Source organism: Rhizobium sp. GN54 (genome assembly GCF_021026345.1).
Classification (GTDB): Bacteria; Pseudomonadota; Alphaproteobacteria; order Rhizobiales; family Rhizobiaceae; genus Mycoplana.
Map to the genome: position 1 here is coordinate 112,984 of NZ_JAJNCZ010000010.1, position 20,817 is coordinate 133,800.

The following is a 20,817-nucleotide window of genomic DNA, read 5'->3' on the forward strand; positions in this document are numbered from 1 at the left end:
GCTTATTCCTCGGTTTCGACTGTCTTGGACTGCACGGCGGGACCCGACGTCAGGGCCTTCAGCAGGGTCGGATCCTGGATGATCTGCGCCACCAGGTTTTCGGCGCCGGTCTTGCCGTCCATGTAGGTGGTGAGGTTTGCGAGCTGGGTTCGCGCCTCCAGCAGCTTGCGCAGCGGCTCGACCTTGCGGGCGATCGCGGCGGGCGAGAAGTCCTCGAGGCTCTCGAAGGTGATGTCGATGGCGAGATTGCCTTTACCGGTCAGCGTGTTGGGCACGGTGAACGCGGCTCGCGGCCGCATCGACTTCATGCGCTCGTCGAAATTGTCGACGTCGATTTCCAGGAATTTCCGATCCGCGACCGCCGGCAGCGGCTCTTCCGACTTGCCGGACAGATCCGCCATGACGCCCATGACGAATGGCAGTTGCACGGACTTTTCTGCGCCGTACACTTCCACGTCATATTCGATCTGAACGCGCGGCGCGCGATTGCGCGCAATAAACTTCTGACTGCTTTTGGCCATCTCTGGGTTCCCGTGTTCGTCTGCCGGTGAGTGCCGTCAGGGAACCCAAAGGTTCATTCGATCTTCGTCTCAGTCGTCGCTTTCTGAAAAACCGCCGATCAGGGCCGCATTCTCCATGCCCTGAGGGGCGATATCCCTGAGGATCGTGACGAAATCGGCCGACACAAGCCGCCGTGCCCGATGGAGCAGGAGCGGAATGGGACTCGAAGGCTCATGACGGGCATAATAGTCGAGGATGCGATCGATCGCGTTCTTGACGTCTTCCGGAGAACCGATCGCGCCCGACGGCATGGCCCGCGTCGTGACACCGGCAGCCGGTCGGCTTTCCTCGCCCTCCAACGGCTCGGCCGAGGACTCCCCGACCTCCGTGACGACATGGGAGGCGAGCCGGCTGCGGATGTCGTGGAGCATCCTGTGCAGCGGATCGAGATCCGGCGCGAGCCCCCCCACCTTGTCGTCAAGCACGGTCTCGATGGCCTTGACGTGACCGCGGCACTTGTCGATGGCCTCGGCAATCGCCGTCAGCCGCACCGGATCGCTATCCTGGAAGGCCGCGGAGATGGTCTGGTGCGTGGGGACGACTTCGGCTTCGGATCCCGGCGAAATCTCGCCCTCCGCGAGTTGCAGGTCCCGCAGGGCGAACCGCCCGAAAGCCCGGCTGTCGGCCAGCTGGGCGGAGCGAAGGGCGGCAAGGACGGTCGAGCGGTCGATCAATCCGAGCACGGCATTGATCCGCATGGTCGGATCATTGTCGTCATCCTCGTCCAGCTTCGGATGAATGCTTTCCCAATAATCCTCGAGGGACCGGCGGATGTAGTCGAGAACTTCCTCGAAACCCGGCAGTCCCCGGGTTTTCAGCATCGCGTTCGCCAGGATGACGGCAATGCGGATATCCCTGGTGCGTCCGAGCAGGTCGATGGCGTTCCGGCTGACCATGCCATAGTCCGGCTCCTCGGCCGGGATGACCGAGGCGCCGACGACCCGTTCCTCGCCGACCTGGCTTGCAAGGATCAGCGCGGTGAAATCGGAATCATATTCAAGGTCAGGGCCGCTCGGCGCATCGTCGTCGAGGCTGCGTAACAGGTTGTCCAGGTCCAGCATGGCGTTTCCATTCGGGGTGTTCGGGGTTGGGGCGGTCCTGATAATGGTTACAGGATCTTCTTTGCAGCGGTCAGGAACTGTTCCCGCTCGCGCGCATCGCTGAGATTTTCGGCGACCTGACGGACGAGGTCTTCCGGTGTCGTCGCCTCGCGCGCCGTGCGCCTGACCAGGATATTGGCCATCGGCCCGACATGGGGCCGCATGATGTCGGTGAGGCGCGCGAGGGTTTCCTCGGCAAAGCCGGCGGTGGAGGCGGTGGAAGCCGGCGTCTCGGCCAGAGCGTGCTGCATCGCGATCCGCATGTCGCGCCGTTCCGCTTCGTCGGGAAACTCCTGCAGCACGGTTTCGATCATCTGCTCGACGCTGGTTGACTTCCCGGCCGCGCGTCGGGCAATCACCTTGCCCATCGGACCGATGCTCCGGGTCAGGAACTGCTCGACCTTTCCGAGCGTCTGCGCGTTTATCCGCTCGATCATCGTGCCGGACAGGGAGCCATCGAGACGGGCGGCGGGTCGCGGCAGCGCCGTCACCTCGATCAGGCCGGTGCGGTCGGCCTTCGGCAGCGCCTTTTCCAGTGCTTCGCGCATCTCCGCGGCGTGGGCGAAACGCTTGTCCGGCTCCACGCTCATCGCCTTGAAGACAATTTCGTCCAGCGCTGCCGGGACGGACGGAACGATTTCGCTCGGCGGGGTGAAGCGGCCGTTTCGCACGGCCTCGAACAGCGCCTCGATGCCTCCGCCCTTGTAAGGCTTGCGGCCGGTCAGCAATTCGTAGAGCACCACGCCACCGGCATAGATGTCCGCGCGGGCGTCGACCTCGGAGCCCATCAATTGTTCGGGCGCCATGTAGGAGGGCGTGCCGACCATGCCGGCGCCGGTCGCATCCATCGCGGTGAGGCGGGCGATGCCAAAATCCGTCAGCTTGACCGTGCCGTCATCCGTCAGCATCACGTTGGCCGGCTTCAGGTCGCGATGCACGATCCCCGCTGCATGGATGCAGGCGAGCCCAGCCAGGATCTGCGCCATGATCGCATGCACTTCTTCCAGCGGCAGATGTTGGGCGCCGTTGCGGCGATCTTCGAGCGTGATCGAGCGGATGCGTTCCATGACGAGATAGGGAACGCCGTCCAGTTGCAGGTATTCAAAGATCGTCACCAGGTTCGGATGCAGCACGCGCCCGGCGGCGCGCGCCTCGCGCGCAAAGCGCGTGAGCCATTCGTCGCTGCCGGCGGCCTTGATCAGGTGCTGGTGGATCGTCTTGATGGCGACGGGACGGTCGATATCCGGGTCCTGCCCGGCATAGACCACACCCATCGCACCCTTACCGAGGGTGCCGTCGATCCGGTACTTGCCGATATATCGGCGCTCTTCGCCCGCGACGATGACGGTTTCGTCAGACATCGATCATGCTCATCGCCCGTTCTAGGCTGCGCCGCATGCGATTGAAGGAGAGTGACAGCGAGCTGATCTCGTCCTTGCCGGGCTTGCGGTATTCCGGCTGCGAGAAGTCGCCCATGCTGACCTTTTCCGCGAGATCGGACATACGTCGCACCGGACGGACCACGATGCGGCCGAGCATCAGGTTTGTCAGAACGAAGACGAGCAGGAAAACCAGGGTAAGACCACCGATCAGGATCAGCCCGGTTTCCCGCGCGCGCTTTTCGACGATGGACATCGGCGCGGAAATGATCTGCGCGCCGACGGTTTCGCCCATCTTCCAGCCGAACCCGTTGTGCGGTCCGTACAGATCGACCATGGCAGGCGGCGCGGCTTCCGGCGTCGAATGGCAGGTCAGGCAGCCTTCCTGAGTGATGGTGAGCGGAAAGGCGACGGTGAAGAAGCGACCGGTGTCATTTTCCACCACGGTGCTGATCCGATCGAGCGAGGAATCGGCTCGCAATTGCTCGATCAGCTTGGCTTCCAGCTCGTTCGGCAGGTCGGCCGGATTTGTCGGATTGAGGGCTGCCTCCTTGTAGCTGAATTCGGGAAACTGCTTCTGGAATGTCGCGAAAACCGTCCGGGCCGCATACGAGGTGACCGTTTCCGGCAGGAACAGGATATCGTTGTTGTCGGACAGCAGCGGGTCGATGCTGTTCAGCGTGTAGGAGCGAACCGCGATCGCATTGGAGCGCAGCAGGCTGATCGACTGCATGATCTCTTCCGTCGCCGATTTCTGAACGAAGAAAAAGGAAATGACGGTCGCAGCGGCGATACCCACAAAACATGCGAGGAACAGGACGATATTGTATTTCAGGCGCAGGCCCATGGGTCTTGGTCCTTGATGGCACGCTTGGCGCGCGGTTGAACGGGGCGCGGGTGAAGGCCCGCGGAGGGGGTCACGAGATCAGGTCGAGCTGCTGCTGGCGATTGAGGAGGCCGGTCGGTTCCTCCGAACGGCTTGTCTGGAAGGTCTTGATGGCATCACGGGTTTGCGGGCCGAAAATGCCGTCCACCAGGCCTTTGTAATGGCCGAGGTCACGGAGCTTGCGCTGGATGGACCGTTTGGCAGCCCGGGAAATGGATTGCTCCAGCAGGGTCAACTCTTCCAGGGTTTCCTGCGGCTCGGACTGTTCTCCGGAGGCTGTTTCCGGCGCAGAAGGCGTGGCTGGCGCTTCGGGCAGGGCGATCGCCGGTGCGGTCGTGGCCGCCGTATCGACCCGCGCCGGTGCTGGAGGCGGCGTCCCGATCCGCAGCAGGATCGGAATACGCGGAATGTCGGATACCGTGACGCCAGCCTGGCTGGACATTTGTTTCAACATGGCTCCGAGTTCGATCTCTTCCTGGGTCGCAGCGGTTTCGACGATCGCGAGCAGGGGTTCGAAGGCATCGACAGCTGCGACCAGAACGGCGGCGGAACCCGGCACGGATTCCGGCGCGCGATCGGTGACGGTGAGGGCATCCGGCAGCTCGCCCGGCTGGCCGGCCACCATCATGGCCACGGCCCCTCCCTGCTCAGCCTGCGCCGAAGATCGGGCAAAGGCCTGGATCGGTATTCCCTGGGTGAAGATGTCGGTCGGGTTCTTCAGGGTCGCGCCCTTGGGCAGGACGAAAGTACGACCTTCGAAATTCACCGCAGGGGCGTCGAGATAGACGAACGTGGCGCGGGAATCCGCGGCTTCGCGGGCAAATCGCGTGACGATCGAGCGCAGTTGTGCATTGTTCGGGCCGTCCGCGCGCAGCGTTTCGGCGCCCATCAACTGCAATTGGGTCTGAACGGCGTCGGCGCGCGCCGTGCCGTCACCCACGGACACGACCAGGGCGACGACGCGCTCGGATTGAGCCGTGGCCGGCAGGCTGCCCAGAACAAGCGCCAAGATCGCGAGAGCAATGCGCATTCCCATTTATCGTCCCTTCTCCATCGGTTCCGGCGAGGCATTTCCGCGCCGCTCGGCGACAGCATGTGAAGCCTCGTTCAAGCCGTAGGTGCCCGAAGCGATCGATCAGGTTCATGACGGAGAAAAAATAATGGTCCCAGGGACCGGGACTGGTCGACTGGCTCTATCGGCCGCAGTCCATCGTCTCTTCGACGACGGCCGAGAGGGCGCGGCAAGCATCCAGCATTCCGGTCTCGCCGTGCATTGCCGTTGCTTCACGCAGGGCGTGAGCGACCTCTTCCGGTCGCAGGCCAGGGCTTGCCGCCCGCATCAGCGCGGCCACGCCGGCGACATGCGCAGCCGCGACCGAGGAGCCGGAAACATAGCGGTATCCGTCGCCTGGCGCGGTGCTGAGCACGTCGATCGAAGGAGCGGAGATCGCCTCATGGGAAGGGCCGACGGCGATCACGCCCGGAGCCGAGGCTGGAAATGCCAGCGTACCGGTTTCGCCCGCGGCGGCGACGACCACGGTTCCCTTGCCGATCGCCGCCTGCACCAGTTCGCCGATCAGCGCGTCGGGTGGACCGCCGAGGCTCATGTTGACGACATCGACTTGGTCGAGCACGGCGACATTCAGGGCGCGGGCGAGAGAGAAGCTGTTGCAATGGCCCGATTTGCCCTCTTGCCAGCAGGCTCTGAGGCCGACAAGCGCGACTTCCGGCGCCACGCCCTCTATGCCGATCCCGTTCCTGGCGTCCGCAGCGATGATCCCGGCAACCGCCGTTCCATGGGTTTCGGCCGCTTGTGACGGATCGAGCCCGACGAAGTCCTGCTGTTTCGATACGCGCGCGACGAGATCCGGATGCGCGGCATCGATGGCGGTGTCGATGATGGCAACCTTGACGCCCGTGCCCTTGGATAACCGCTGGGCTGCGGGAAGGTTCATCTGCCGCAGCGCCGTCTGCGCGGGGAAAAGCGGATCGTCATTGTTATTACCGAGCGTGCTGAAATCCTGCATCGGCTGGACCGTGCGGATGTCTACGTCGGCGCGCATGCGCGCAATCAGCTCATCGATATTCGTGATCCCGCTCACGTCCATCACGAAGCAGTGGACGGCAATCGATGCAAGCGGCCATTCCGCGGCAAGCCGCACGCCGAAACGGGCCTCTATCCCGGCGGCCTTCGCCGTCAGCATATCAGGCTCGGCCAGCGGAACGGTCAGGATCAGATGCGTGTTGGACGTCAGAGAATTGGCTGGTTCCAGGCGCGGGCTCTGGGCCCAGCCAGGACTGAACTGCGCGAAGGCAAGGATGAAGGCGATGACCAGGGCAGGCGCGTGGCGGATCGCGTTCATTCCGCCGGAGCCGCGAACATGATCTGCGGAGCTGTCATCAGCGCCTTGGCGGAAGCCTGCGGGTCGGCTCCGTCGCGCGTTGGAATGGCGGTATAGACCCCGGATTCCGAGGGGCCATCCACGAACTCCAGGCCGTGTTCCGCCAGGATCGCTTCAAGCTGCGCGCGGGCAAGGCCGGACACGGTCTGGAATTTTATCGTATTGCTGCTGCCGGACGTGCTGCTGGTCAGAGTGCGGAAACCACCGTCGGTCGGTATGAAGGCGAATATCGCCAGCAGACAGGCTGCGGCACAGGCCCCACCCAGCATGAAACCGCCACGGGTACCGCCAAACCGGTTTCGGGGGGGCGAGCGTCGCATGCGGCCGTCACGCTCGGACTTGATCTGCGAACTGAGCTTCTTCCAGCTGCGCGCGGTGGAAACCGCATGGGGATCGCCGACGGAAATCTGCGCGGCGATACCGCGCTGGCGGGAGACCTCGACCGTGCATTCGGCGCAGCTCATGATGTGTCTCTCGATGACCGTCATATCCTCAGGCGGCAGGGAGCCGTTGACATACCAAGGTATGAGCTCCCAAACATCATCATGATTGCCCGCCGACCATGAGCTTCGACTGTCAAGCAACTGCGTTCTCCGGAAATATGACCGCATCGTCGGAAAGCATCTCCCGAAGGCGGCGGCGCGCCGTCATCATGCGCGTCTTGACGGTGCCCACCGGGCATCCGAGGATCTCGGCTATTTCGGTGTATAGATAGCCGTTGTAATAGGTTAGTTCAACGACGGCGCGCAATTCGGGTGTCAGCCGTTGAAGCGCGCCGCTGATGTCTCGTTGCCGCATGATCGTGGCCGCCGTGTCGGCGTCGTCGATCAGTTCCTCATCCAGGAGTACGTCACCCCTGTGTCGGCCTATGGATTGCCGCTGCTTGAGTGACAGCCTGTAAGCGATGCCGAAAATCCAGGAAGACGGTTTTGAACGCCCCTCGAAGCGATCGGCAGTCTTCCAGACCACCATCAAAGTGTCGCCGGCGACTTCCTCCGCTGCCTCGGAACTTCCCGTGATACGCTTTGCGAAATGCATCAGCTTCGGGAAATAACGCTGATGCAGGCATTCAAAGGAAGCCATGTCGCCCCTGGCGATGGCAATCAGCAAATCATCATCCGTCTGCGGCCTCTGGCCGCGGAGGGAGCTTCTCCATTTTTCAAGTATTCGCATTCTGACAATTCACTTTGCTGTTAGCAGTGGTGGGTTTCTCGAGATCGGCGAAAGGTTCATTGTCCCAGACCAAGTTCGGGACCCATCTCACTTTTGGTGGTCGAAGAATCGGCCTTTCGTGACACCAGGCTTCACGGAGGCGAGCGGGGCCGCATGCCTGGCGCCATTTGCCTTCGGCCAATTGTCCGGAAGACTGAGGGACGGCACGGCAAATGCGCCGGCCTTTCGCGTCCGCCATCGCCTTCCGTCAAGTCCCGGTCGGCAGCACGATCAAGGCGAGAGGGGAGAGGGGGGGCGCGAACCGGAGTTCGCGCCATGTCTGCGAACCATGTTTTTGTGTTCGCGTCCGCTATCGGGAGACTGGCAGGCCGCTTCCCTAGTCGGAGCCACTGCCCTGCCAAGGAGTTATAGCAAGGCGGGAACGCCTTTGGATTGCCTCGGGCTCTGCCGGCTCGAAAGCAACTTGTCATCGCAGCGCCTCCTACGGCCCGGACCTGAATGATCGCGCACCGGACGCAACAGTGTGTCAGTTAGTTCAATGGACTGCTTGGAACATAGCAGAACGATTTCCCGCATTTGGGCCGGGCGCTTGTCGGTAAGTGCAAATCTGCTTTCGCCTGATGCAAATCGCCGGAATGAGACAGGCCGACATGAACCTTCGACGATATGCCTGTCTGAACTTGGCCGTGGTCGCCCCGGCTCCTTGATCTCAACTCAGCATTTTCAGCTTTACGAAGACGCGGCCGAACCGTTGGAGAATTCCAGAGCCGGTCCCGCGATTGTGGGATCGATTGTGATGTGACGTCTGTCGTCGATGATGATTCAACATCCACCTTGTTGAACGCAGGCGGGTGATGGCCAGAGCGCTGAGCAACGATCTACGGTCACGGGTTGTGAAGGCGTCGGCGGCAGGTATGTCGGCACGGCAGGTAGCGGCCCGGCTCGGGGCATCGAGTGCTATCCCAGTGGATCGCGCGGGCGAGGGCGAGATGACGCCGCGCCAGTACCCGTACTATTCGATGACGACGCCGGCGGAACGCGGGCGCCTGCGGAGCGGCAACTGAAGTTGAGCGCCAGCCTTGCGCAACACATAGATGGGACGCGGTGCTTCCAGCTGCTTCTGTGCTTCCGCGCGACGCGCAAGGAGGCGTTCGCGAAGCGCCTTTGAGGCTGCGACTGCGGCGAGGGCATTCGCGACGACTCTGTCGGTATAGGCCATGACGAAACTCCTGCGAGTTCCCTTTATGTTCTCATTTTGGATACGGGCAGTCAAGGCTCAGCCGCGTTTCTCGGCCTGCACATTTGTCGCTTAGGTGCGGGTGACGTAGGTGCGCCTCGTCTGGGACTTCAGCCCTCGGTGAGCCCGTCGAATACGTCCAGCATCGGATCGTCAATGGCCTGACCCAGGCCTAAGGCGACTCGGCGCTGGTTGCTCCATTGGCAGATCCGACGTTACTAACCGGCTTTCTGGCGACGATCGCGTATCTGTGCTGCAGTCCCCGTGCCAGCGCTTTCAGATAGTTCCAGTTCTTGGTCTGCGTCCGGTGAACGTCCCGAAAATCGGTATCGACCGCGACCGCCTCGAATCCCGTGCTTTCGAGCAGGGCGGCTACCGTCTCGGCGCGTGCACCGTTTGAGAAATGAACGCGCGCCAGAATGCTCTTGTGGCGCTCAGCCATCTGCGGCGGCGTGTGCATCGGATCCAGCTTCAGTAGACCCGCCTTCTCAAGCAAGGCGGCCAATTGCTTGGCGATCTTCTCGCCGCGGCTGACATTGACGAAATCCCCGTCGACGACAAGCAGCCGACCACCGGGTTTTAGTACCCGTAACCATTCGCGAAAGCATGCCTCGGGATCGACAAGCGTCCAGACCAGATGACGGTTGATCACCACGTCGAAACTGGCGCTTGCCTCCATCGTATTTTCCGCGTCGCCCAAGTAGAATCGGATCGAGCGGTTACGTTGCATCGCTTTTGTCCGCGCCCGCTCCAGCATCGTTTCAGACCAGTCCAGTCCGGTCACATCGAAGCCGACGTCGTCCATCAGATGCGAGATGACGCCGGTGCCGCTCGCAAGATCGAGTGCTTTACGCCGATCGCCCGCGCCCAGATGCTTACGAATCAGCTTTTGCCATGCCGTCCGCTCAGCCTCCGAGAAAATTTCGTGGCCCGGTGATAGGTCGAATGTGGCCGCGCGTTCAGACCAGTAAGCTTTGATCTCCTCGCGCAGTCCGTGGTTTTGACCCTGCATTTCAAGTACGTCCCTGTGCCAAGCTGCGGCTTGTTTTGAATGTGTCTAAAAGATCAAACTTGACCATTATAATCATAAAACTTAGACGGCGCGCAATTTCCACCGGAGATCAAATCGATGCGCCTCACCCTTAAAGCGGCAGTCCTTTCGACCGGCATGCTTCTGTCTTCCGCCTGGCCGACCTTGGCCGACACGATCACCCTCAAGGATGTGACCGGCCGCGACGTCGAGGTCAACGTTCCCGTGAAGCACGTTATCCTCGGCGAAGGCCGGCAAATCTATTTCTTGGCGGCGCTCAACAAAGAAAATCCGTTCGAACAGGTCGTTGGCTGGCGTGACGATCTGCCGAAGGCGGATCCGGAAACTTATGCCGCCTATCTGGCCAAGTACCCGGATATCGCCAAGCTGCCGACATTCGGCGGCATGAAGGACGGCACGTTCGACATCGAGCAGGCGGTGGCTTTGAAGCCTGACGTCATCCTCATGAACGTCGACGCGAAGACGGCCACGGAAGAGGCCGGCTATATCGAAAAGCTCGGCAAGGTCGGCATTCCCCTCGTCTATGTCGACTTTCGCGAAAAGCCGATGGAAAACACCGAGCCCAGCATGCGTATCATGGGCAAGCTGACGGGCAAGGAACAACTGGCCGAGGACTTCATCAAGTTTCGGGCCGAGAGCATTGCCCACGTGACGGACGTCCTCGCGAAGGCCAACCCGGACAAACCTGTCGTCTTCGTTGAGCGCGCCGGCGGCTACTCCGACGATTGCTGCATGTCCTTCGGCAACGAGAATTTCGGCAAGATGGTTGAGATTGCCGGCGGCATCAACATGGCCAAGGACATCATCCCCGGCACCTTCGGCACGGTGAATCCCGAGCAAATCATTGCTTCAAACCCCGACCAGATCATCGTTACCGGCGGCATGTGGGAAGCTTTTGTTCCAGGCGGCGCCTGGGTCGGCGTCGGCTATGGCGCGAATGTCGAGGAAGCCCGCGTTAAGCTCGAAAAGCTGACCGAGCGCCCGGCCTTTACCGGCGTCAAGGCCGTGAAGGACGGCCAAGTCCATGCGATCTGGCACCAGTTCTACAACAACCCCTACCAATTCGTGGCCATCCAGGAAATTGCCAAGTGGCTGCATCCCGAGCTGTTCCAGGATCTGGACCCTGAAGCGACATTCAAGGAACTGCACGCACGCTTCCTGCCGCTCGACTACAAGCCGGGCTATTTCGTCTCCCTGAAGGACGAATAGCCGATGGCGGCCGTTGCTGAGCCTGCTGCTGCAACGGGGCGGGAGCGCTATCGCGCTCTCGCCCTTCGGCGCATTTTCCTCCTCGTCCTGCTGATGGCAGCGTTGGCCTTCACCATGGCCGCCGATATGGCGCTGGGGCCGGCAAATTACTCACTCTCCCAGGTGCTCTCCGCACTTTTCGATCCTGCCTCCGCTGGCGACCAGCTTCGTGTCGTCATTTGGGATATCCGGATGCCGATCGCCCTGATGGCGGTCCCGGTAGGCGCTTCGCTGTCGGTCGCCGGCGCGCAGATGCAGACGATCTTGTCCAATCCCCTTGCAAGCCCGTTTACGCTCGGCATCTCGGCCGCAGCCAGCTTCGGGGCGGCGCTCGCCTTGGTCGCAGGCGTCGCCATCTTCCCCGCCGCCCTTCAATATATGGTGCCGATCAACGCCTTCCTGATGGCCATGGTGGCAGCGCTGTTCATCCATTTTGCCTCCACCATGCGCGGCGTGACGGTCGAGACGATCGTGCTGCTCGGTATCGCCCTTGTCTTCACCTTCAACGCAGCGCTGTCGCTGCTCGAGTATCTCGCATCCGAGCAGGCGCTGGCGGCAGTGGTGTTTTGGACCATGGGCAGCCTGACGAAGGCGACCTGGGACAAGGTCTATGTCACCGCGGCCATCATAGTTGTGACGGTTCCACTGTTCATGAAGAACGCATGGGCACTGACCGCCTTGCGCCTCGGAGACGACAAGGCCGCCAGTATGGGCGTCAAGGTGCGCAGCCTGCGCCTGCAGACGATGCTGACGGTCAGCCTGCTGGCAGCCATCCCCGTCTCCTTTGTCGGAACGATCGGCTTCGTCGGCTTGGTCGGTCCCCATATCGCCCGAATGCTGGTGGGCGAAGATCAGCGGTTCTTCCTGCCGGGATCGCTCATATGCGGCGCGCTGCTTCTCTCGGCGACATCCGTTGTCAGCAAGATCCTGATTCCCGGTGCGATCCTGCCGATCGGCGTCATCACCGCTGTCGTTGGCGTGCCGTTCTTCTTCGTGCTCATCTTCAGCAACAGGAGGCGTGCATGGTAGCCCTCTCGCTCAAGGAGGTCGGCGCATCCTACGGCCGCAAGACCGCCCTGTCGAACGTGGGCATCGACGCGCTGAAGAGCGGCAGCCTGACCGCGATCATTGGACCCAACGCGGCGGGAAAATCGACCCTGTTCAAACGTATTGCCGGGCTGATTTCGGGGCCTGGCCTGGTGCACCTTTCTGAGACCGAACGGGGCGACCGTGCCATCTGTTACATGCCCCAGGATACGGGGGCGAATGCCGTTCTCACCGTCTATGAATCGGTTTTGCTTTCCGCCAAGCAAGGGAGTGGTTGGCGGGTAAACGACGAGGAACTCTTCGAGATCGATGCGATCCTGAAGGCGCTTCGCATTGAGAATCTGGCATTCCGTGGTCTCGGCGAACTGTCGGGCGGCCAGCGCCAGCTTGTTTCGCTGGCGCAGGCACTGGCGCGTAAGCCGGAAGTGTTGCTCATGGACGAGCCGACGTCGGCGCTCGACCTGCACCGGCAGATCGAGGTTCTGGGCTTCGTCAGTGACCTCGCCCGCAAGGCCGGCATGATTGTTCTGGTGGCGTTGCACGACCTGAACCACGCGCTGCGCTACTGCGAGCAGGTCATCGTCATTGCCAACGGTGAAATGGTCGTCAGTGGACCAACAGGTGAGGTCATCAATTCGGCCATGCTCCGGGACATCTACAAGGTCGCCGCGCGTATCGAAACCTGCTCCAGGGGACAGCGGTTCATACTTGTCGATGGGCTGGCCTGACCGGTCCATAAAGCACTTGCCCAAGGCACGGTTAGACAATCAACCGTGCCGCCTTGCCGCGCTTGCGGTCGGGATTGTTATAGTAGGATGCCGCCTGGGTCAGCGACTTATGCTGCGACTGCTGCATCGCCTCTGGCATGGGAATGCCCCGATTGGCAGCCTCGGTGAGATAGCCGGAACGCAGGCTATGGGCGGAGAACTTCTGCGGATCGAGCCCGGCCTTGGCGCAGCGGGATTTGAGGACCAGGTTGACCGACTGCGCCGTCAGCGCCCGGCGATCGACATTGCCCCACTGGTCGATGCGGCGGAACACCGGGCCGGTTTCAATCCGTGCCTCCTGCAGCCAGCGTTTCAGCGCCTCTACCGGTCGGCCGATCATCAACGACCGGGCATAGTCGTCCGACCCGGTCGTCTTGGTGCGGCCGAGGCGGATCGCCAGGCAGGGCAGGGAAGGGGAGGCCGAGTCGTCGGGCACCGCGCGAACCAGCTCTTCCTCGATCAGGTCTTCGACGCGCAGATTGGCGATCTCCGAGCGTCGACGTCCGCCGGAGGCAAAGGCGGTCAGGAGGATGGCGCGATCGCGAATGTCGACAAGCCGGTCGCCGGCGCAAGTGAACAGCAGCTGGGCGAGGATGTCGGCGGTGACCGCGCTCATGCTCTTGCGCTGGCGTGGGCGCCCGCCGGCGCGAACGGCCAGCCGCAGCGCGCTCTTCAGCGACGGGGCGGAGAAGGAGCCGGCCAGCCCGCGCCAGCGGGTCAGGATCGACCAGGAGGTCAGCCGCCGACGAACGGTTGCCGGCGCATGCGGACCATCGACGCGCAGCAGTGCGCGGCTTCGCAATCCAACTTCGACCTCCGCCGGCATTCCGTGCGATGGATCGTTTTCGCGCTGGATCGGGTCCCACAGATGGTGCGCGACGAACTTCAGCAGCAGCGCCTCGGGGGCGGGCCAGGGGAGGGGGGCTCCGGTGGCCAGTGCGCACCAGGCCTCGAGATAGGCGAGGTCGGATGCAAGCGCCCGCAGCGTATTCGAGCCCATGCCCTCCTTCGCCAGATGCTTCAGGGTGGCAACGTCATCGTCGGTCAGCAGTGCGGCCAGCTGGTCGCGGCGGTCGAACGGCAGGATAGCGTCGAGCGCGTCCAGTTCTTCGACGCGCTTTGCGATCAGCGGGTCTGTACTGGAAAACTTATTGCTCATGGGAGAGCGGTCCCAGGAGGGGGACACCTTCGCTCCGGGCTGCACTTGCAAGTTTCCGGTCAAGTGTTGCCAGCGGTGCATTTTCGAGCAGAGCCAGCGCCAGATAGGCGGCATCATAGGCGCTCAACTGATACCGGCGCGCGACCCGAACCACCTCTGCGTCGTCACTCCGGGAAACAAGTCGAAGGGGTAGCCCGCGAAACCGGGAAAGGGCGGTGTAAACCAGATCGTCATCGATCCGGCCACGCCGCTCGGCGGACAGCAGAATGCTTCGTATCTCGTGCTGCAGCAGGTCGGGCGCCAGCGCGTCCTCGTCTGCCATTCTGGACATCACCTGCGCGGCGAACTCGTTTTCCTCATCCGGCAGCAGCCAAGTGCCGGCAATCGATGCATCGACAACAAACGACATCAGTACCGGCGTCCCTCTTCACGCCATTCACGGATTTCTTCCTGGGTGACAGGTTTCGCGCGGGCGCGAATCGCCCGGACGGCCTCTATGGCGGCGAGACGCTGGCGGCGCTCGTCGATCGCGGTCAGGCGGGCGATAGGGGCGTTGCCGCGGGCGATGATCACTTCCTCGCCGGCCTCGACCCGGGCCAGCAGTTCCGACAGATGCGCCTTGGCCTCGGAAATCTTGACTGTGGTGCTCATGCGGTCCTCGCTCATGAATCGGTGGCACGTCTGCGCGCTTTCCAACAAAGATAGGAGCGTTCCGAAACTTGGTCAACCGCCAGATTCAATCACTATCGATACAGGTACGTATCGATAATGACGGTGTTTTCCAAACGCTGCAGAGGAGGATAAACGATCGTTTGTGAACGTCTTTGGATGCTGAAGTGTGGACATACACTTGCCTAGCCCGGGCCTTCGATCCGGCCGTGGTCAAGCGGACCGCGTCGTCAACGCATCGAGAAGAGGCGCGAATGCGGGGGAACTCTCCTCGCGATGCCGAGACCTTGAGTTAACAGCAAGACTGGTCCGCCCTACATCAGAGCGGACCAGCGAGATATTGATCAGAAGTCCATGCCTGCGCCGCCGGGGAGGGCGGGGGCCGTCTCCTTCTTGGGCTTCTCGGCAATCATTGCTTCCGTCGTGACAAGCAGGCCCGCTACGGAAGCGGCATCCTGAAGCGCGGTGCGGACGACCTTTGCCGGATCGATCACGCCCTGAGCGTAGAGGTCGCCGTATTCACCGGTTTGTGCATTCCAGCCGAACGAAAGATCGGCCTTCTCGCGCAGCTTGCCGACGATGACGGAGCCTTCCGCGCCGGCATTCTCAGCAATCTGCCGAACGGGCGCCTCAATGGCCCGGCGGATGATATCAATACCGACCCGCTGGTCCTGATTGGCCGCCTGGATATTGTCGAGAGCCTGGACCGCCCGCAGCAACGCAACGCCGCCGCCGGGCAGGATGCCCTCTTCGACAGCCGCGCGGGTGGCGTGCAGTGCGTCATCGACGCGATCCTTCTTCTCCTTCACCTCGACCTCCGTGGAGCCGCCGACGCGGATAACGGCGACGCCGCCCGCCATCTTCGCGAGGCGCTCCTGCAGCTTCTCACGGTCGTAGTCCGAGGTCGTTTCTTCAATTTGCCCGCGGATCTGGGCAACACGTCCGTCGATCTCCGCTTTGGAGCCGACACCATCGATGATGGTGGTATTTTCCTTCTCGATGGCGACCTTCTTGGCACGGCCAAGCATATTCAAGGTGACGTTTTCCAGTTTGATGCCGAGGTCTTCCGACACGACAGTCCCGCCGGTCAGAATGGCGATGTCTTCGAGCATTGCCTTGCGACGATCGCCAAAACCAGGGGCCTTGACCGCCGCAATCTTCAGGCCGCCGCGGAGCTTGTTGACGACGAGCGTCGCAAGAGCTTCACCTTCCACATCCTCCGCGATGATCAACAGCGGTTTGCCCGACTGGACGACCGCTTCCAGCACGGGAAGCATTGCCTGCAGGTTCGACAGCTTCTTCTCGTGGATGAGGATGTAGGGCTCTTCGAGCTCCACACGCATTTTGTCCTGGTTAGTCACAAAATACGGGCTGAGGTAGCCGCGATCGAACTGCATGCCTTCGACCACTTCGAGTTCCGTGTCGGCGGTCTTTGCCTCCTCGACCGTGATGACACCTTCGTTGCCGACTTTTTCCATGGCTTGCGCGAGATAACGGCCGATTTCCTCATCGCCGTTCGCGGAAATGGTTCCGACCTGCGCGATCTCCGCGTTGCTGGTGATCTTGCGCGCATTCTTCTTGAGATCCTTCACCACGGCATCGACGGCGAGATCGATGCCGCGCTTCAGGTCCATGGGGTTCATACCGGAAGCAACCGCCTTGGCGCCTTCCTTGACAATGGCCTGGGCGAGCACGGTTGCGGTCGTCGTGCCATCGCCAGCGAGATCGTTGGTTTTCGAGGCGACCTCGCGCAGCATCTGCGCGCCCATGTTCTCGAACTTGTCCTCAAGCTCGATTTCCTTGGCGACTGACACCCCGTCCTTGGTGATGCGCGGCGCGCCGTAGGACTTGTCGATCACGACATTGCGCCCCTTGGGCCCAAGGGTTACTTTCACAGCATTTGCGAGCACATCGACCCCACGCAGCATGCGTTCACGGGCGTCGGTGCTGAACTTGACGTCTTTGGCAGCCATTTCTTTAACTCCTCAATAGGCAGCTATGTGACTGGTTGGATGGGTGGGGTCGCTCAGGCCGCCTTCTTCTGTTCGGCTCGGCCTTCGAGGATGCCCATGACATCGCTTTCCTTCATGATCAGCAGATCCTCGCCGGCGATCTTGATCTCCGTGCCAGACCATTTGCCGAAGAGGATGTAGTCGCCGACCTTTACGTCGAGCGGCTGGATCTGCCCGGCGTCGTTGCGCGCGCCCGGGCCGACGGCGATCACCTCGCCCTCTTGCGGTTTTTCCTTGGCGGTATCGGGAATGATAATCCCGCCCTTCGTCTTTTCATCCGATTCAACCCTGCGAACGAGAATGCGATCGTGAAGCGGTCGGAACGACATGTTTTCCTCCAATGGACAAACAGTGATGACGATGTTCACCCGGAGCCGGACCGGATGACCGGTCCGGGCGGGTACAGGACCTCTCATGAGCGCCCTGCGCGCAAAAATCTGGATTGTCGATTTTTTCATTTCAAGAGGTTGGCCGAAAAAAAATCAGCACTCGTCAGAAGTGGCTGCTAACATACTGTAATACTACGAGAAAATCGAAGTTGAACGATGAAATTTGTTGATGATCGTGAACGATGGCGGCATCATTCCGGGGGCGAACAACGGAGATGAAAGCATGCGGTTTGCATCAGATCTGGAGCGCCAGCTCCAAGGCTACGGCCTGACAACTGCGCATATCCTTTATCGCATTCCCGACTTCGAATCCGTTCTCCAGACCTATGTCTGGCAGGACTACGATCTCGCCCCGGACTTTCCCGAAATGCACAAATTTCTGGACTTCTGGCGGACGTCGCTGGATGGGCCGTTGCATTCGGTGCGGTACACCCACAGGCGGCTCGTTGGCGCCAACGACTGGCGGCGTGTCGAAGGCGAGTTCAGGCTGCGCTGAACCGGCCGCAAAAAATTCTGCATCATGTCCTTGAAAGTCAGTTGAGGAAAAACCAGATCGATTGCCGCCAGCCGCTGGACCAGGGCTGGCCTTGCTGGGAGCGCCGTCTTTCGGCGCCCCGTACCCATGTTGCTTCAAGGAGGATATGGTTATGGCAACATCCTACGATTATGCGCCGCTCTTTCGGTCGAGCATCGGCTTTGACCGTGTGTTCAACCTGCTGGAAAACGCGCAGCGTGCGCGTTCAGTCAGCGACTGGCCGCCTTACGATATCGTCAAGACCGGCGATGACAGCTATCGAATTGCGATTGCTGTCGCTGGATTCTCGCGAGAGGATCTCGACATAACCTTTCAGTCGAACCTGCTCACTGTGACCGGCAGGAAACAGGATGCGCCGGCGGAGGGTTACCTGCATCGCGGCATCGCGTCTCGGCCATTCGAGCATCGCTTCGAGCTTGCGGACCATGTGAGGGTCGACAGTGCAGACCTGAATAACGGTCTCCTCTCGATCGGACTTGTTCGCGAGATTCCGGAGGAGATGAAGCCGCGTAAGATTTCGATCGTGAGCGCGCCTGCGCTCGGAAAGCTCGAATCTCCCGCACAGATCGAGGGCCAGAAGGCCGCGTAAGAAGTGAACGATGCGACAACGGGCGCCGGTGGAGCGGCGCCCAATGGCATGACGGGTTGGGAAGGAGGAAAACATGAAACCCGATGTGTTTGCGAGACCTATCCAGATATTGATTGGTCTTGGGTTTCCCTTGGAAATCCGGACTGCGGCCGAGGCCTACAGGCATTTGGTCGAGTGGCCTCACCTGAACAAGGATGCCTCATACACTATAGCACTGAACGCATGCCGCGCAGCAATGCAGGGGGAGGTGGAGGTCGAGACCGCTTGCGGTCTCTATGTTGCTTTTGCCGAGAAGCACGACCTCCTGGTACCTCCGGGCGACCCTGTCATTGCCTACCGACGGCAGCGCGACCGCGATCCCCATATTCGATGAGGTGCGTATATGTTGGATGGAACGTTGCAGAAGGCTGCCAATGATGCGGTGATCATGGGGCCAGCGGTGTTAATCACCGGCAAGACTGAGCTTCGACGCCCCGGCGACATCGTCGATGCGCCATCTCTCTCAATCGACGACAAGAGGGCAATTCTTGCCGCATGGGCGTCGGATTATTACTCGGTGGAATCAAGACCTGCATTTCGTCAGATTCCAGGCCTCGCCGAGCCCGTGACGATAGATGAACTTCAGTCGGCGCTGAAGGAGCTCGACCTCCGCTACGAGGCGTAGAGGACGAGGGGCTCCGATCACCGTTTCGCAGGGGAGGGGGTAAATCGGCGGCCTTCTGGGTTCTTTGCTCAGTTCTGTGTCGCACAGCACTTGGCTATAGACCTGCAGCCTTGGTGAGATTGATCCGGAACCTGTCGCGCCGGCGCTGGTAGCGACGAGTCATTTCGGCCGAGGCATGGCCGAGCTGCTTCTGGACATAGCGCTCATCGACCTCGGCCGAAGAAGCCAGGCCGGCGCGCAGCGAATGCCCGGCAAACATTTGGCCGCGCTCGACCTCGGAAAGCTCACCACGCACGCCGGCGGCAAGCGCGGTCTTCTTGACGAGGCGCGCCACCTCCTGATCGTTCAGCCGGTCCGGCGCGACGTCCTTTCCCTTGCCGGTCACACGACGGAAGAGGGGGCCTTTGGCGAGCTTGGCGAACCTGATCCAGTTTTCCAGCGCGGCGACGGGGCAGGTGGCGTCGGACGAGCCACGACCGATCTCGACCTCGCGCCAGCCGGTCTTGCCACGCAGGGTGAGCAGCGCACCCTTGTCGAGGATTTCGATCCAGCCCCGGCCGTCCTCGGTCTGATCGCGGCCAAGGTCCAGACCGGTGATTTCCGAACGGCGCAGGCCGCCGGCAAAACCGACGAGCAGCATTGCCCTATCCCTGATGCCGCGGAGGGTTCCCCGATCGAGGGTTTCCAGCATGGCGATGAGGTCTTCCGGTAGGAGCGCCTCCTTCTGCCGGGGCGGGGCGGCGTGCTTGTTGCGAATGCCGGCCATCACTGTTGCGATTGCGCGATCCTTTCGATCCAGGGGCATGCCGCGTTGTGAATAGTTCCAGCCGATGGCGGCGAGGCGCCGCTCGATCGTCGAGACGGAATTCGCCTTCATTCCGCGCTCGGCGGTCCCTGAAGCGCAGGCGGTGATGTAGAGCCCTACGACATGAGGATCCGGGGGGAGGAGGGATAGGTTAGAGCGCCGGCACCAGGCGGCAAAATGCTTCCAGTCGCTCGTATAGGCGCGGCGGGTGTTTTCGGAACTGGCCGCCTCGACGTAGCCGCGGGCGCGATCGATCAGATTCTGCAGGTGCCCCGGCAGGCTGGATATCGGCAGCGGGGACGAGGAAGGGGCGATATCAGGCAGATCGTCGTCGGCATCCGTGTCGCGGGCCATCACTACGCCGCCTCGATATCGGTTTGAGAAAAGTCGTTGCCGATAAACAGCAGCGGTTCGTCCGCCCGTTTTGCAAGTGCGTAGGAGAGGCAATCGGCAAAATTCAAGGCCGCCGGATGGCGGCCCTTGCCGTAGGCAAGCCAGGCTTGCGTCGCCAGATCCACGAGATCGGCATCGACCGGAATGGTGTTCGCCTCGATCTTGCTGAGCCACAGATCGATCTCGGCCAGCGCATGTTCGCCGCGCTTGCTGACCAGTACCATGCTCGCCTCAAGCACACAGGTCGCGGGAACCAGGCGGATTCGGTCAGCGACGAGGGCTTTTTCCAGCCGCATCGCTTCGGGCTCGTTGCGCAGGATCGCGACGATGGCGGAGGTATCGATCACCATCAGTTGGGAATTCCATGCTCGTCATAGCCGATGATCTCTTCATTGCTGCGGTTGTCCAGTTCGGGCAGTCGGCTCACCCGCTCCCTGATTGCCCGCAATTCGCCAAGCAGACGCTCTTGGGTCCCATCGCCGTATCCGAGGCGATGCAGACGTTCACTCAATGCCTGATGAATGGCCGCAGTCTTGCTGATCCCTTGGCGGCGCGCCAATTCGTCCGCAAGTGCGACGGTTTCCGGGTTTTTGATGTTAAGAGACACGAGAGACTCCAATGATCTACCTTTTTTGCGATTTCTACCGCACAAGCGGAGTTGTGTCAAATATGAACGATAAGGCAATCTTATCCATCATTCTATAGGAAAGACATGTCGTGCGGTTTCTTCGCTATCTATAGCTTAAACCGC

25 protein-coding genes and 1 pseudogene are annotated in these 20,817 nt (G+C 61.4%); 8 read left to right on the forward strand and 18 right to left on the reverse strand.

Annotated elements, in window-relative coordinates; genetic code table 11:
- Positions 1 to 2: 2 nt before the first annotated feature.
- The 8 genes from tssB to LQK81_RS21810 all read right to left on the reverse strand — a co-directional run bounded on the left by tssB (position 3) and on the right by LQK81_RS21810 (position 7,438).
- Positions 3 to 521, reverse strand: coding sequence for a type VI secretion system contractile sheath small subunit (tssB, locus tag LQK81_RS21775; protein ID WP_230808495.1), 519 nt, complete (start codon positions 519 to 521; stop codon positions 3 to 5).
- Positions 522 to 590: 69 nt separating this feature from the next.
- The gene (gene tssA, locus LQK81_RS21780) at positions 591 to 1,622 is read right to left on the reverse strand and encodes a type VI secretion system protein TssA (protein ID WP_230808496.1); all 1,032 of its coding nucleotides are present in this window, start codon (positions 1,620 to 1,622) and stop codon (positions 591 to 593) included.
- A 47-nt stretch (positions 1,623 to 1,669) separates the two neighbouring features.
- Positions 1,670 to 3,022 (reverse strand): serine/threonine-protein kinase, encoded by a 1,353-nt coding sequence (locus tag LQK81_RS21785; protein ID WP_230808498.1) that lies wholly within the window; start codon positions 3,020 to 3,022, stop codon positions 1,670 to 1,672.
- The gene (locus tag LQK81_RS21790; protein ID WP_230808499.1) at positions 3,015 to 3,887 is read right to left on the reverse strand and encodes a Tll0287-like domain-containing protein; all 873 of its coding nucleotides are present in this window, start codon (positions 3,885 to 3,887) and stop codon (positions 3,015 to 3,017) included. The genes LQK81_RS21785 and LQK81_RS21790 overlap by 8 nt, the downstream gene beginning before the upstream one ends.
- Before the next feature lie 70 nt (positions 3,888 to 3,957).
- The gene (locus LQK81_RS21795) at positions 3,958 to 4,962 is read right to left on the reverse strand and encodes a peptidoglycan-binding domain-containing protein (RefSeq protein WP_230808500.1); all 1,005 of its coding nucleotides are present in this window, start codon (positions 4,960 to 4,962) and stop codon (positions 3,958 to 3,960) included.
- 157 nt (positions 4,963 to 5,119) lie between these two features.
- Positions 5,120 to 6,289 (reverse strand): S8 family peptidase, encoded by a 1,170-nt coding sequence (locus tag LQK81_RS21800; protein WP_230808501.1) that lies wholly within the window; start codon positions 6,287 to 6,289, stop codon positions 5,120 to 5,122.
- Positions 6,286 to 6,912: a zf-HC2 domain-containing protein gene (locus LQK81_RS21805; RefSeq protein ID WP_230808502.1), complete on the reverse strand. Its 627-nt coding sequence runs from the start codon at positions 6,910 to 6,912 to the stop codon at positions 6,286 to 6,288. Before LQK81_RS21805 ends, LQK81_RS21800 begins: the two co-directional genes overlap by 4 nt.
- The gene (locus tag LQK81_RS21810) at positions 6,905 to 7,438 is read right to left on the reverse strand and encodes an RNA polymerase sigma factor (RefSeq protein WP_230808503.1); all 534 of its coding nucleotides are present in this window, start codon (positions 7,436 to 7,438) and stop codon (positions 6,905 to 6,907) included. Before LQK81_RS21810 ends, LQK81_RS21805 begins: the two co-directional genes overlap by 8 nt.
- Positions 7,439 to 8,355: 917 nt before the next feature.
- On the opposite strand from LQK81_RS21810, the pseudogene LQK81_RS21815 reads away from it, so the two are divergent.
- A pseudogene (locus tag LQK81_RS21815) lies at positions 8,356 to 8,502 on the forward strand (IS630 family transposase); the annotation flags it as partial.
- 11 nt (positions 8,503 to 8,513) lie between these two features.
- On the opposite strand, the gene LQK81_RS21820 reads toward LQK81_RS21815, so the two are convergent.
- Positions 8,514 to 8,720 carry a hypothetical protein gene (locus LQK81_RS21820; RefSeq protein ID WP_230808582.1) on the reverse strand — a complete coding sequence of 69 codons (207 nt, stop codon included), beginning with the start codon at positions 8,718 to 8,720 and terminating at the stop codon, positions 8,514 to 8,516.
- A gap of 190 nt (positions 8,721 to 8,910) precedes the next feature.
- Positions 8,911 to 9,750, reverse strand: coding sequence for a class I SAM-dependent methyltransferase (locus LQK81_RS21825; protein ID WP_230808505.1), 840 nt, complete (start codon positions 9,748 to 9,750; stop codon positions 8,911 to 8,913).
- 117 nt (positions 9,751 to 9,867) lie between these two features.
- On the opposite strand from LQK81_RS21825, the gene LQK81_RS21830 reads away from it, so the two are divergent.
- The 3 genes from LQK81_RS21830 to LQK81_RS21840 are packed head-to-tail and all read left to right on the forward strand — an operon-like array spanning position 9,868 to position 12,812.
- Positions 9,868 to 10,998: an ABC transporter substrate-binding protein gene (locus LQK81_RS21830; protein WP_230808506.1), complete on the forward strand. Its 1,131-nt coding sequence runs from the start codon at positions 9,868 to 9,870 to the stop codon at positions 10,996 to 10,998.
- A 3-nt stretch (positions 10,999 to 11,001) separates the two neighbouring features.
- Complete coding sequence (locus tag LQK81_RS21835; protein WP_230808508.1) at positions 11,002 to 12,066, forward strand: FecCD family ABC transporter permease; 1,065 nt, start codon at positions 11,002 to 11,004, stop codon at positions 12,064 to 12,066.
- Positions 12,060 to 12,812, forward strand: a complete 753-nt coding sequence (locus LQK81_RS21840; RefSeq protein ID WP_230808509.1) for an ABC transporter ATP-binding protein — start codon at positions 12,060 to 12,062, stop codon at positions 12,810 to 12,812. The genes LQK81_RS21835 and LQK81_RS21840 overlap by 7 nt, the downstream gene beginning before the upstream one ends.
- A 31-nt stretch (positions 12,813 to 12,843) precedes the next feature.
- On the opposite strand, the gene LQK81_RS21845 is transcribed toward LQK81_RS21840, so the two are convergent.
- The 5 genes from LQK81_RS21845 to LQK81_RS21865 form a co-directional block, all read right to left on the reverse strand.
- The gene (locus LQK81_RS21845) at positions 12,844 to 14,010 is read right to left on the reverse strand and encodes a site-specific integrase (protein WP_230808511.1); all 1,167 of its coding nucleotides are present in this window, start codon (positions 14,008 to 14,010) and stop codon (positions 12,844 to 12,846) included.
- Positions 14,000 to 14,419 carry a type II toxin-antitoxin system VapC family toxin gene (locus tag LQK81_RS21850; protein WP_230808512.1) on the reverse strand — a complete coding sequence of 140 codons (420 nt, stop codon included), beginning with the start codon at positions 14,417 to 14,419 and terminating at the stop codon, positions 14,000 to 14,002. The genes LQK81_RS21845 and LQK81_RS21850 overlap by 11 nt, the downstream gene beginning before the upstream one ends.
- Positions 14,419 to 14,661: a type II toxin-antitoxin system Phd/YefM family antitoxin gene (locus LQK81_RS21855; protein WP_183808158.1), complete on the reverse strand. Its 243-nt coding sequence runs from the start codon at positions 14,659 to 14,661 to the stop codon at positions 14,419 to 14,421. Before LQK81_RS21855 ends, LQK81_RS21850 begins: the two co-directional genes overlap by 1 nt.
- Before the next feature lie 362 nt (positions 14,662 to 15,023).
- On the reverse strand, positions 15,024 to 16,652 hold the full coding sequence (groL, locus tag LQK81_RS21860) for a chaperonin GroEL (protein WP_230808513.1): 1,629 nt from the start codon (positions 16,650 to 16,652) through the stop codon (positions 15,024 to 15,026).
- A gap of 53 nt (positions 16,653 to 16,705) precedes the next feature.
- The gene (locus LQK81_RS21865) at positions 16,706 to 17,020 is read right to left on the reverse strand and encodes a co-chaperone GroES (RefSeq protein ID WP_160862626.1); all 315 of its coding nucleotides are present in this window, start codon (positions 17,018 to 17,020) and stop codon (positions 16,706 to 16,708) included.
- A 283-nt stretch (positions 17,021 to 17,303) separates the two neighbouring features.
- Here LQK81_RS21865 and LQK81_RS21870 point away from each other — a divergent pair, with 283 nt between their 5' ends.
- The 4 genes from LQK81_RS21870 to LQK81_RS21885 all read left to right on the forward strand — a co-directional run bounded on the left by LQK81_RS21870 (position 17,304) and on the right by LQK81_RS21885 (position 18,868).
- Positions 17,304 to 17,576: an usg protein gene (locus LQK81_RS21870; protein ID WP_230808579.1), complete on the forward strand. Its 273-nt coding sequence runs from the start codon at positions 17,304 to 17,306 to the stop codon at positions 17,574 to 17,576.
- A gap of 151 nt (positions 17,577 to 17,727) precedes the next feature.
- Complete coding sequence (locus LQK81_RS21875) at positions 17,728 to 18,204, forward strand: Hsp20 family protein (protein ID WP_230808515.1); 477 nt, start codon at positions 17,728 to 17,730, stop codon at positions 18,202 to 18,204.
- A 73-nt stretch (positions 18,205 to 18,277) separates the two neighbouring features.
- Entirely contained in the window at positions 18,278 to 18,577 is a 300-nt protein-coding gene (locus LQK81_RS21880; RefSeq protein WP_230808516.1) for a DUF982 domain-containing protein, read from the forward strand.
- 9 nt (positions 18,578 to 18,586) lie between these two features.
- Positions 18,587 to 18,868 (forward strand): hypothetical protein, encoded by a 282-nt coding sequence (locus LQK81_RS21885; protein WP_230808517.1) that lies wholly within the window; start codon positions 18,587 to 18,589, stop codon positions 18,866 to 18,868.
- A gap of 94 nt (positions 18,869 to 18,962) precedes the next feature.
- Here LQK81_RS21885 and LQK81_RS21890 read toward each other — a convergent pair whose 3' ends face one another.
- From LQK81_RS21890 to LQK81_RS21900, 3 genes are read right to left on the reverse strand one after another with little or no spacing between them, the layout of a single operon-like run.
- Positions 18,963 to 20,027 carry a tyrosine-type recombinase/integrase gene (locus LQK81_RS21890; RefSeq protein ID WP_230808519.1) on the reverse strand — a complete coding sequence of 355 codons (1,065 nt, stop codon included), beginning with the start codon at positions 20,025 to 20,027 and terminating at the stop codon, positions 18,963 to 18,965.
- A 2-nt stretch (positions 20,028 to 20,029) separates the two neighbouring features.
- Positions 20,030 to 20,416 (reverse strand): type II toxin-antitoxin system VapC family toxin, encoded by a 387-nt coding sequence (locus LQK81_RS21895; protein WP_230808520.1) that lies wholly within the window; start codon positions 20,414 to 20,416, stop codon positions 20,030 to 20,032.
- Entirely contained in the window at positions 20,416 to 20,673 is a 258-nt protein-coding gene (locus tag LQK81_RS21900; RefSeq protein ID WP_230808521.1) for a type II toxin-antitoxin system VapB family antitoxin, read from the reverse strand. The genes LQK81_RS21895 and LQK81_RS21900 overlap by 1 nt, the downstream gene beginning before the upstream one ends.
- Positions 20,674 to 20,817: the final 144 nt, after the last annotated feature.